This is a genomic window from Aminobacterium mobile DSM 12262 (assembly GCF_000526395.1).
GTDB classification, from domain to species: domain Bacteria; phylum Synergistota; class Synergistia; order Synergistales; family Aminobacteriaceae; genus Aminobacterium; species Aminobacterium mobile.
Genome location: NZ_JAFZ01000003.1, coordinates 163,681 through 173,770 on the forward strand (window position 1 = coordinate 163,681; position 10,090 = coordinate 173,770).

General features: G+C 44.0%; 7 protein-coding genes and 1 rRNA gene. 6 read left to right on the plus strand and 2 right to left on the minus strand.

Annotated features, from left to right (window positions below):
• Nucleotides 1–5: 5 nt before the first annotated feature.
• Nucleotides 6–1,292, minus strand: a complete 1,287-nt coding sequence (locus K360_RS0109590; protein WP_024822940.1) for a dicarboxylate/amino acid:cation symporter — start codon at nucleotides 1,290–1,292, stop codon at nucleotides 6–8.
• A 198-nt stretch (nucleotides 1,293–1,490) separates the two neighbouring features.
• Between K360_RS0109590 and K360_RS0109595 the strand changes: the two genes are divergently transcribed.
• The 5 genes from K360_RS0109595 (at nucleotide 1,491) to phoU (ending at nucleotide 8,574) form a co-directional block, all read left to right on the plus strand.
• Nucleotides 1,491–3,590, plus strand: a complete 2,100-nt coding sequence (locus K360_RS0109595) for a patatin-like phospholipase family protein (protein ID WP_024822941.1) — start codon at nucleotides 1,491–1,493, stop codon at nucleotides 3,588–3,590.
• A 72-nt stretch (nucleotides 3,591–3,662) separates the two neighbouring features.
• Nucleotides 3,663–5,102 carry a proline--tRNA ligase gene (gene proS / locus K360_RS0109600; protein ID WP_024822942.1) on the plus strand — a complete coding sequence of 480 codons (1,440 nt, stop codon included), beginning with the start codon at nucleotides 3,663–3,665 and terminating at the stop codon, nucleotides 5,100–5,102.
• 96 nt (nucleotides 5,103–5,198) lie between these two features.
• A complete protein-coding gene (locus K360_RS0109605) occupies nucleotides 5,199–6,143 on the plus strand; it encodes a Ppx/GppA phosphatase family protein (RefSeq protein ID WP_024822943.1) in 945 nt (314 codons plus the stop codon).
• Between the two features lie 57 nt (nucleotides 6,144–6,200).
• Nucleotides 6,201–7,847, plus strand: a complete 1,647-nt coding sequence (locus K360_RS0109610) for a Na/Pi cotransporter family protein (RefSeq protein WP_024822944.1) — start codon at nucleotides 6,201–6,203, stop codon at nucleotides 7,845–7,847.
• The gene (phoU, locus tag K360_RS0109615) at nucleotides 7,816–8,574 is read left to right on the plus strand and encodes a phosphate signaling complex protein PhoU (protein ID WP_245587113.1); all 759 of its coding nucleotides are present in this window, start codon (nucleotides 7,816–7,818) and stop codon (nucleotides 8,572–8,574) included. The genes K360_RS0109610 and phoU overlap by 32 nt, the downstream gene beginning before the upstream one ends.
• 19 nt (nucleotides 8,575–8,593) lie before the next feature.
• Here the strand turns inward: phoU and K360_RS0109620 are convergent, their stop codons facing one another.
• Nucleotides 8,594–9,133 carry a nitroreductase family protein gene (locus tag K360_RS0109620; RefSeq protein ID WP_024822946.1) on the minus strand — a complete coding sequence of 180 codons (540 nt, stop codon included), beginning with the start codon at nucleotides 9,131–9,133 and terminating at the stop codon, nucleotides 8,594–8,596.
• A gap of 335 nt (nucleotides 9,134–9,468) precedes the next feature.
• Here K360_RS0109620 and K360_RS0109630 point away from each other — a divergent pair.
• Nucleotides 9,469–10,090: ribosomal RNA gene (locus K360_RS0109630) — 16S ribosomal RNA — on the plus strand; the annotation flags it as partial.

Below are 10,090 nucleotides of genomic sequence, written 5' to 3' on the forward strand. Positions count from 1 at the left end.
TAGTTTTATTTACCCCATTTTGATAAGTCGAGTAAATTTTCGCTCTTTGCTACTACCGCAGATCCAACTAAGTCTCCTGTAATATTGAGGCAGGTTCGCCCCATATCAAGAATAGCGTCTATCCCTAAAATCATAGCGTATGCTGCTGCGACAGGAGAGCCTTGTTCGATGGGAAGCCCCACAGAATCAAGGACGAGAAGAAGCATTATCGCACCGGCACCAGGAACTCCAGCTGTTCCGATTGAGGCAAGAACGGCTGTTAAAATAACGGTCATTTGCTGGCTGAAATTAAGGGGGAGTCCTACTGCAAAACCGATAAAGAGGGCGCAAACGCCCTGATAAATAGCAGTTCCGTCCATGTTGATAGTAGCACCCAAAGGGAGTGTGAAGGAGTAAACGTTTTTAGCAATGCCCAAATTTTCATCAGCATTACGCATTGTTATAGGGAGAGTCCCGCCACTGCTTCTTGTCACAAAGGCAGTGATCATTGCTTCTTTGGCACCTTTTAAGAAAGTAAAAAAGCTGAGGTTGTTCAGAGCAAGAAAGCCTCCGTACACCACAATAAGATGGATAATATAACCGAGGAAGCATGCAAAAGTTACAGTTCCAAGAGGCCCAATTGCTTTAGCTCCTTGCTGTGCGAATACGACGGCAAGGAGGGAAAAGACGCCTATTGGTGCGTACTGCAAAACCCATCCTACAATTTTGTACATTGCTTCTGCTGCTCCGTCAAAAAACTTAAACAGCAAATTTCCTGTTTCTTGAATTCGTGTATCTTTACTGATCTTAAGATAGCTTATGGCGAGACCAAACATAATGGCGAAAAAAATTATAGGAAGCACATCGCCACTGGAAAGAGCACCAAAAGGATTAGTTGGAATAATATTGAGGAAAGTATTTGCAAGAGATGGTTTTTCAAGAGCGCGTCCAGCTGCTTCTCCTATGGCCCCAAGGTCTAATCCCAGGCCGGGATGAAAAAGATTTCCCATAAGTAAGCCTACTGCAACTGCAACTGCAGATGTAATAAGATAATAGACGACGATTTTGACCCCTACCTTACCGAGCTCAGCAGGGCTAATACTTGCAGAACCAACAACAAGAGTTGTTAAAATAATGGGCGTAACGATCATTTTCAAAAGCCGTACAAAGATGTCCCCTAATGGTTTGACCCATAAGATGGAATCTCCAGCCACCATCCCTGCAATTGCGCCAAGAACAAGACCGATGAGAATCCGGAGTAACAAGTTACTTTTGAAATACCAATCAAACATTCCTTTCTTCTCATTCCCCATCCTTTTCCCCACCTCCATTTTATTTTATATTGAGTATCTATTTAGTAATGTTTTGATAGTAGACTATTGATAAATATCTAAATTGTACATTCTTTTACGGGTCAGCACAAGGAGTTGAATGCTTAAAAGAGTTGTTTCATAGCTCTGAGTACGTTAAAATTTATTCAGGTGTTGGTGTATAAACGAGGAGGCTGGCAAATGTCATATATAAAACGTATGTGTGTCGGCTTTATACTGTTAATCTGTTTCCTTGGAAACAATTCCCCCTGTTCAGCTTTTTCTCGCGGGGGAATAGTCCTCGCTCTATCTGGTGGCGGAACAAAAGGGCTTGCCCACATAGGTGTGCTTCAGGTTTTAGAAGAAAACAATATTCCTATCGCTGGAATTGTGGGGACAAGTATGGGGGCTATTATTGGAGGATTAGCTGCAAGTGGTTACACGGGCATAGAGTTGGAAGAAGTTGTGGATAATATTGATTTAGGGAGCTTGCTTGCGGAAAAAGACGCCTCCATGGTTCTGCCGTTGGGAGAGAGAACTTCTGAGAACAGTGCGATTCCTTGGTTTTCCCTGGGTAGCCGCAGGGGGATAGGAGGAGCTCTTGGCGGGTTTTCCGGGGTCAAGCTTCTAGAAAAATTTAGTCAGATGGCTGCTCGCGTACAAGTTATTCGTTTTTCAGAACTTCCTATACCTTTTGCTGCAGTTGCTACGGACTTAGAGACAGGAGAGAAAGTTGTTCTTCAGAGTGGTAGCTTGGCTTCAGCGATGAGAGCGTCTATGGCTATCCCTGCTCTTTTTGAGCCATGGCCTGTTGGTGGGCGCCTCCTTGTCGATGGTGGGCTTGTATCGAATCTTCCTGTGTTGACAGCCAAAGAACTTTTTCCTGGTTGTCCTGTCATAGCTGTAAATGTAACGAGTGAAAAAAAGTCTCGCTCGGAGTTGCGTACTCTTGTGGACGTGGTGGATCAATCAATTACCGTTTTAACGCAACAGAATGTAGAGAGAGAAATTCGAGAAGCGGATTTAGTTTTAACACCAGCAGTGGGGAAGCTCCCTCTTTTTGATGCTACTCAAGCGGATCTTGTTATTGCAGCAGGTCGGAAGGAGACATTAACCCACCTCAAGGCAATAGTGAGTTTAGCACAAACGGCTCCTGAAATTCCTCCTCGTTGGAAACAACCTTCACAGGTTTTAATGGATATTTGTGTTCGTGGCCTGCCAGATAGGGAGTGCAAAGGGCTTCGAACGAAGTATTTTTCTGAAATAGGAAAACCGATAGATCCTCAATGGATATTAAGAGTTAATAAAGAGATATCCCGGCGTATGGATGTTCTGGCAGTGGATTATCACTTGGAAGAAGATCATGGCGGAGCTGTTGTGGTTTTTTCTGTTCAGCGCCGCCCGCAATCGGAAGTTCGAATAGGGGGATACACTACGAATCTTCATCCGTACCGGTGGCTTTATGTGAACAGTATTCATAGGGATATTTATAAAGATGGAGACGCATTGAAGCTTAATCTTAAAATTGGAACGCAGTGGGCTGCAGATGTGGGCTATCTCTCCTCTTCAGAGCTCTCTAAAGCCTGGGAAGTCAATCTTTCTGCTCAGCGTTGGGAACTTACGCCTCGTAATGTTTCTGAAGAGCGGGAATGGGATCGATACGGTTTGGGAGTTACACGCCATTTCACTATGGGAAATGTTTTAGCTGGCGCTGGTTTAGGCGGGGAGAGGGTCCATTATAAAGGTAAAGATGAAGATTCTTGGGGACCTACGTTTTATCTAACGTATAATACCCTAGATGACATGATGGATCCTACGAAAGGCAGCATGATGAGAGTCGCTTTTTGGTGGCCTGATTATGACGAGTTGTTATATAGAATGAACTTGTTCTTTGTAACATCTTTCTCTGAAAATTGGCGTCTCTACTTAAGAGGTGGTTTTGCAGAGGGAGATATGACAGAGGCTGGTCATGCTGTCTATCTTGGCGCTGCTGAAGAACTCTATAGTTATGCCGATAAGCCTATTGAAGCGGAGCGCATGATATGGGTCAATGCTGGCCTTCGAAGAGTTTTCCTCCGCAGTTGGTGGGGAAATCTTACTGCAGAGCTTTTTGGAGGAGCTGGGTGGACTTACGATAATGGAGGTTCCCGCCTTGACAGTGTTTGGGAAACAGGCCTTTCTCTATCGGCTCCGGGGCACTTTTTCGATGGTCGCCTCATGTTCCTGTATAATGACCAGAGTGATTTTAAAGTAGGTTTCTTTATTGGGAAGCCTATATGGAGCCATTATCCCCTGCCCTAGTGGAGGGGTAACATTTTACAACTAAAGCTGACGATCTTTCGGCGGAACTCATGATGGAGGTTGAAGAAAAACATGGCACGGAACATAACCCCTAGGGGGAAAGATTATTCCCAATGGTATCTTGATGTCATTAAGGCAGCGGAGCTTGCAGATTATGCCCCCGTAAGAGGGTGTATGGTTATTCGTCCCACTGGATATGCTCTTTGGGAATCGATACAGCGTTATTTTGATGAAGCTTTTAAAGAAACAGGCCATGTAAATGCCTATTTCCCTCTTCTTATACCCAATTCTTTTTTAGAGAAAGAGGCAGAACATGTTGAGGGGTTTTCTCCAGAGTGTGCAGTTGTTACTCATGCCGGAGGAGAGCCACTTGAGGAACCCTTTGTTATTCGTCCCACTTCAGAAACAGTGATTGGTTATATGTACAGTAAATGGATTCAATCATGGCGTGATCTTCCCATATTGATCAACCAGTGGGCCAATGTTATGCGATGGGAAAAACGGCCTCGACTCTTTTTGCGAACATCAGAATTCCTTTGGCAGGAAGGGCATACTGCCCATGCAACGAAAGAGGAAGCCATGGAAGAAACTCTTAAGATGTTGCGTGTCTACGAAAAAATAATGAAAGAGGTCTTGGCTCTCCCTATTATTCCAGGGGAAAAAACGGCAGGGGAACGTTTCCCAGGGGCTCTCAATACCTTTACCTGTGAAGCTATGATGAGTGATACGAAGGCTCTTCAGGCAGGTACAAGCCATTTCCTTGGGCAAAATTTCTCCAAGGCTTTTAATATACAGTTTCAAAATCAGGATGGAGAGCAGGAATATGCTTGGACTACAAGCTGGGGTGTTTCAACGCGATTAATAGGGGCTTTAATCATGACTCATTCCGACGATGATGGGCTTATTATTCCTCCTCGCATAGCTCCTAATAAGGTTGCTATCCTTCCTATTAGTACGAATGATGATGTTATTGAAAAAACGTTGTTGCCTAAAGCTCTGGAGTTGGCGGACAAACTTAATACAGCCTTAGGCGGACGATATGTTGTTGTAGATAAACAGTTCCATATGCGTCCTGGGGATCGTTTCTTCTCTCATCTTCAGAAAGGAGTTCCTTTGCGCTTAGAACTTGGGGAAAAAGATTTTTCTGCAGGTACTGTTCGTGTGGTTCGAAGAGATACTGGAGATCGAAAAGATATTCCTTTAAACGATGTGGTAATAAAAGTTCCCGAAATCCTTGAAGATATTCAGCACTCTCTCTTCAATAAAGCTCTTTCTTTTAGAAAAGAGCACACCTCTTTTGCTTCTTCCTTCGATGAGTTTAAGATTCGGTTGGAGGAAGAAGGAGGTTTTATAGAGACGTTTTTTGCCGGAACCCCGGAGGATGAGAAGAAGATCAAGGAAGAAACAGGCGCTACTCCTCGGTGTATTCCGCTGGGGGATGCTGAGACGGGGAACTGTTTCTTGACAGGTGCTTCTAATGCTAGAAAGACTATTTTTGCTAAGGCATATTAGATCTTTTATTTGGATATAACGAAAAAGCAGTATTGGAAGCGGGTTCCTCATAAGGAAGGGATCCGCTTTGATTTTTATTTATGGGGGATGGTTAATGTGGAAGATAGACGAACTTTAGCAGTTATCGATATAGGGTCTAACTCCATTAAACTTCTTATAGCTATTTTGCAGGGAGAGGAATTAGTCTCTCTAGATGAACGTATAGAGATTACCCGTTTAAGCGAAGGGCTTGCTAAAGAGGGCTTGCTGCTACCTGAGCCCATGCGTCGAACCATAGAAGGGGTGGAACGATTTGTTTGGGTAGCCAGAGAGGCAGGTGTTTCTCAGATTGTTGTAATAGGTACAATGGCCTTCAGGTCAGCCTCTAATAGCTCTTCTTTTGTTGAAACGCTTCTTGATAGAACTGGAGTTTCTATGAAAATCCTTTCAGGCGATGAAGAGTCGGAATTTGCTTTTCGTGGTGCACTTTCAGGGATATGGGAAGATAAATATCTTTCTCAAAATGTGACTGTTTTTGATATTGGAGGAGGGAGCACAGAGCTTGTTCAGGGGAAAGGGGAAAACATTATACATCGATGGAGCCTTCCCATAGGTTCTGTGGTTTTGACTGAAAAATTTTTACAAAAAACGCCAGTTTCTTCTGAATATGTTCATAAAGTTAGGTTGGAGATCAGAAAGATACTGTCAAACCGCTGGGATTTTCTTTCGCAAGTAGGTACTCTTGTTGGAGTGGGAGGGACAGTTACTGCTATGGTTGCTGTAAAGCTAGGTCTTTACTCTTATACTCCAGAGAGTGTACATGGAATTTCTCTTTCTCTGGGAGAGATTAAACGGCAAATTTTTCTTTATTCTTCAAAAACACTGGAGGAACGCTGTCTCATTCCAGGTTTATCCCCAGGGCGCGCTGATATTATTCTTGCCGGAGCTTGTATTGTAGCGGAAATATTGAATATAGCCCGAGAAGAAAAATTCGTGGTAAGCCATAGAGGATTGAGGCATGGAGTGGCATTACATATCCTTCAGGGGGGCCATTTTTCGTAGATAGGTAGATAGAGTAAAGGGAAACGCCTTTAAGAAGATTGCTGAGGAGAGATAAGAATGTTTCCCGTAGGAATTTCTTACGCTTTAATATTAGCAGGAATAACAATTCTTCTGTATGGCCTAGAAGAAAGTAATTGGGCCTTTCGAAGAAGTTTAGGAAGCCGTGGACGAGGGCTATTGTCTCGTTTAGGCAATAGAAAGTCTTCTGCCTTTTCTCTTGGGGTTATTCTATCGGCAATAGCTCAGAGTGGTTCTGCCGCAACAGCTTTTGCTGTTGGATTGGTCGATATCCATGCATTGCCTTATGAGGGTGCTATCCTCGTCATGATGGGGGCAAGTGTGGGGTCTACCCTTTTGGTTCCTCTTCTCGCTATTGACATAGATGTGATGGCTCCTATTTTTTTGATGGGAGGTTTTGTCCTCTGTCATCTGAAGAAAGAGGATTTTCGTAAAATAGGGTGGGTAGTGAGAGGTATTGCTCTGATCCTTACAGGGATGTTTCTTCTTAAATTGGGTTCTTCTATTGCTTTGGAAGGCTCTCCTATCGGCTTCTTTATTGCTCGTCTTGTTGCAAGACCTTTTTGGCTGGGCGTAACGGCTTTTTTCCTTTCAGCCATAACACAAGGAGCGTCTGGTGTAATGGCTATTGGCATCGCTCTTATATCGGCAGGAGTGGCATCGGCGGAGGCCTTCTTCCCCCTCGTATTAGGGGCACGCCTTGGCTCCAGCATTATAGTTTTATTTTTTAGCGTGGGAACCCGTCCCAATGCCCGGCGTCTTGCCTGGCTCTCTTTTGTTTATCGTTGCCTCGGTGTTGCGGCGGGATACCTTTGTATGCCTTTGATCCTTCAGGGAACGAGTTTCTTTATTCCAGTTCCAGAGATGAAACTGGCTGTATATCAGATAGGAGTGAGTATTCTTAACGTTCTCATTTTTTCCCCCTTTGTAAGGCAGTCAGCACTTGTAAGTGGAAGGTGGTTTTCGGAAGAAGAGGCCTGGGATCCAGAGGAGGCCATGTATTTGGATGATTCTCTTACAGATTTCCCTTCGTTAGCGGTGCCGCTTCTTGCGAAAGAAATGACTCGTCTTGCTAATTATGTGGAAACATTTATTTATATGCTTTTTTTTGCACCTCATTATAAAGATCAGATTCTTAAACTTCAGCGAGGAATACCAGCGTTGTTGCAACAGTGCTCAGATTACATGTTTGCAATACCAGTTCCTCTTGATGATCCAGAACAAAAGACATCGTATTCCGCAATTTCGTATTCTCTTATAGCAATGGCTGACCTAGTAGAAATTACTACGGGTAGATTGTATAAGTTATGGAGAAACGGGGCTGGAGAAGGTAGTGCCAGAAATATAGAAGAAAAAATGTGGGAAGAGTACGTCCAATCGTTTATGGGTGTAGTCCGATATAGTATGCGAGCTTTTGCTCTTGACGATGAAGAGAGCGTTCATAAGGCTCTAAGTGTAGAGAAGATTTTTAAAAATTATGATCAACAGATACGACAAACTTTAATTGTTCAGGGTCGGCTTTTCGTGGATCGTAAAGATTCTCTGGATTGGAGGTTACTTACGGTATTGAGGGTGGCTGTAAGTGCTGCTCTCGAAGTGGCCTGGGGGAGCCGATTCCGGGGAATGAAACTTCATTTAGAAGGAAGTGACGGTATTGTTCTTCAAAAAGAAGCAGGAGAAATCTAAGTTAACGCCGGAGATGATTCTTTACTCTGGAGACAAGAAGCGCATTCTCGAAATGGTTCATCAAATGGGAGAAGAGGCTACCAATGCCGTATCGGAAGCGGTACGTTCCCTTATAGAGTGTGACAGCGATCTTGCCCGACACGTTATAGATAATGATGATTCTATCGATATTTTGGAAGTAGATATAGAGCAGGAGTGTCTTGGTTCTATAGCGATGAGACAACCAGTAAGAGAGAACCTTCGTTTTGTATTTGCCGTTGCGAAGATTATTACCGATCTAGAACGGATTGGAGATGAGGCTGTAAATATAGCAGAGAGGGCCTGTTTCCTTAATCAGTATCCATTGCTGAAACCATTGATAGATATTCCCAAAATGATGAATATTTCCACAAACATGTTGCGTGACGCATTGAAGGCTTTTGAAACTAATGATGCAGAGCTCGCAAAAAAAGTTTTTCTAAAGGATCAGGATCTCGATGTTCTTTACTACAATATTTTTGAAGAACTGATACAGATCATAGCTGCTCGGCCAAAAGGAGATTGTGTTACAGTGCAATGTGCTGCAGCCCTCATGTGGGTCGGACGCCACTTAGAGCGCGTGGGGGACCACGCCTCAAATGTGGCAGAAAAAACGTATTTTATAGCGACAGGGGAACGATTGAAACAGATTTTGGGAGAGAAACAAAAAGATACCGGCGCTGAAAAGGATCTTTCATCAGGTATATGAAAAGAGCAATATAACAATATCAAAGGAAGTGGCGAATCTCTTCCATAGTCTTTCGAGGTTTTGATAAAGTCCTTTTATTTTCGCTGGGGTACCCCATAGAGATCATGATATCAATTTTTGTCGAACGGGGAAGATTGAGTTCCTTTTTTACAGCTCTTTCATTTAACCAGCCAAGCATACATGTCCCTAAACCGAAGTCTGTTGCTTGTAGAACTATGTGCTCGCAAGCAATTGCTACATCCATAAGGCTAAATTGGACCCCTCGGAATAATCCTCCAAGAGCAGAAGAGTATCGAGAACGTTCTGTAATAACAACCAATAGCACAGGAGCGGAGGCGGCAAAAGAGTTCATTGAATATGCTCCTCCAAAAGCGGCATGAGCTAAAGAAGCTACTTTATCAGGAGTATGAGCTACCAAAAAGGTCCACGGCTGAGAGTTACAGGCGGAAGGCGCTAAACGAGCTGCTTCTAAGCACTTCTCTATAATAGGTACAGACACTGGCTGTGGACTGTATTTTCTCACACTGTATCTTTTTTGAACAAGCTCCTCAAAGTCCAAAACTATACCCCCCTTGTCTTTTACTGTGGATTCTATTGTAGATACTCTTATAAAAAAAGGTCAAGAGAGAAGACAAGCCTCATTTGAACGGCACACTCTGTTGGGGTTGCTCTTTAAAAATTATTCGTGAATGCTTCCTTTTATCAAATCAAAAGGAGGCATAGAAATAGATCATGTTTTTTAGTGTTTTTTTGCTTTTTCTTGTTTTTGAGAGTTGACTTCTTCCTGAAAAATGGTATTATACCCTTCGCGCCGCCCGAGAGGCGGAGCGAAAGAACCTTGAGAAGTGAATAGGTGAGACAAAGAAATCAAGCCAGTCAATTCGTAAAGAGAAATTTATGGAGAGTTTGATCCTGGCTCAGGACGAACGCTGGCGGCGTGCTTAACACATGCAAGTTGGACGGGGCATATATTTGACAAACTTTTCGGAGTTTAGAAGATATATGTTTAGTAGCGGACGGGTGAGTAATGCATGAGAACCTGCCCTTCAGAGGGGGACAACAGCTGGAAACGGTTGCTAATACCCCATAAGCCGAGAGGTAAAAGGAGTAATCCGCTGAGGGAGGGGCTCATGTCCTATCAGCTAGTTGGTAAGGTAACGGCTTACCAAGGCGAAGACGGGTAGCCGGCCTGAGAGGGCGATCGGCCACACTGGAACTGAGATACGGTCCAGACTCCTACGGGAGGCAGCAGTGGGGAATATTGGGCAATGGGCGCAAGCCTGACCCAGCGACGCCGCGTGAGGGAAGAAGGCCCTTGGGTCGTAAACCTCTGTTGTATGGGAAGAAGGACGTGACGGTACCATACGAGGAAGTCCCGGCTAACTACGTGCCAGCAGCCGCGGTAATACGTAGGGGACGAGCGTTGTCCGGAATTACTGGGCGTAAAGGGCGCGCAGGCGGATATTTAAGTCAGCTGTTAAAGTCATGGGCTCAACTCATGGATGCGGTTGAAACT

What these genes read in the sequence shown, in the direction of transcription:
- K360_RS0109595 (WP_024822941.1), top strand. Translation starts at nt 1,491, where the DNA reads ATGTCATATATAAAACGTATGTGTGTCGGCTTTATACTGTTAATCTGT.
- K360_RS0109590 (WP_024822940.1), bottom strand. Translation starts at nt 1,292, where the DNA reads ATGGGGAATGAGAAGAAAGGAATGTTTGATTGGTATTTCAAAAGTAAC.
- K360_RS0109610 (WP_024822944.1), top strand. Translation starts at nt 6,201, where the DNA reads ATGTTTCCCGTAGGAATTTCTTACGCTTTAATATTAGCAGGAATAACA.
- proS (WP_024822942.1), top strand. Translation starts at nt 3,663, where the DNA reads ATGGCACGGAACATAACCCCTAGGGGGAAAGATTATTCCCAATGGTAT.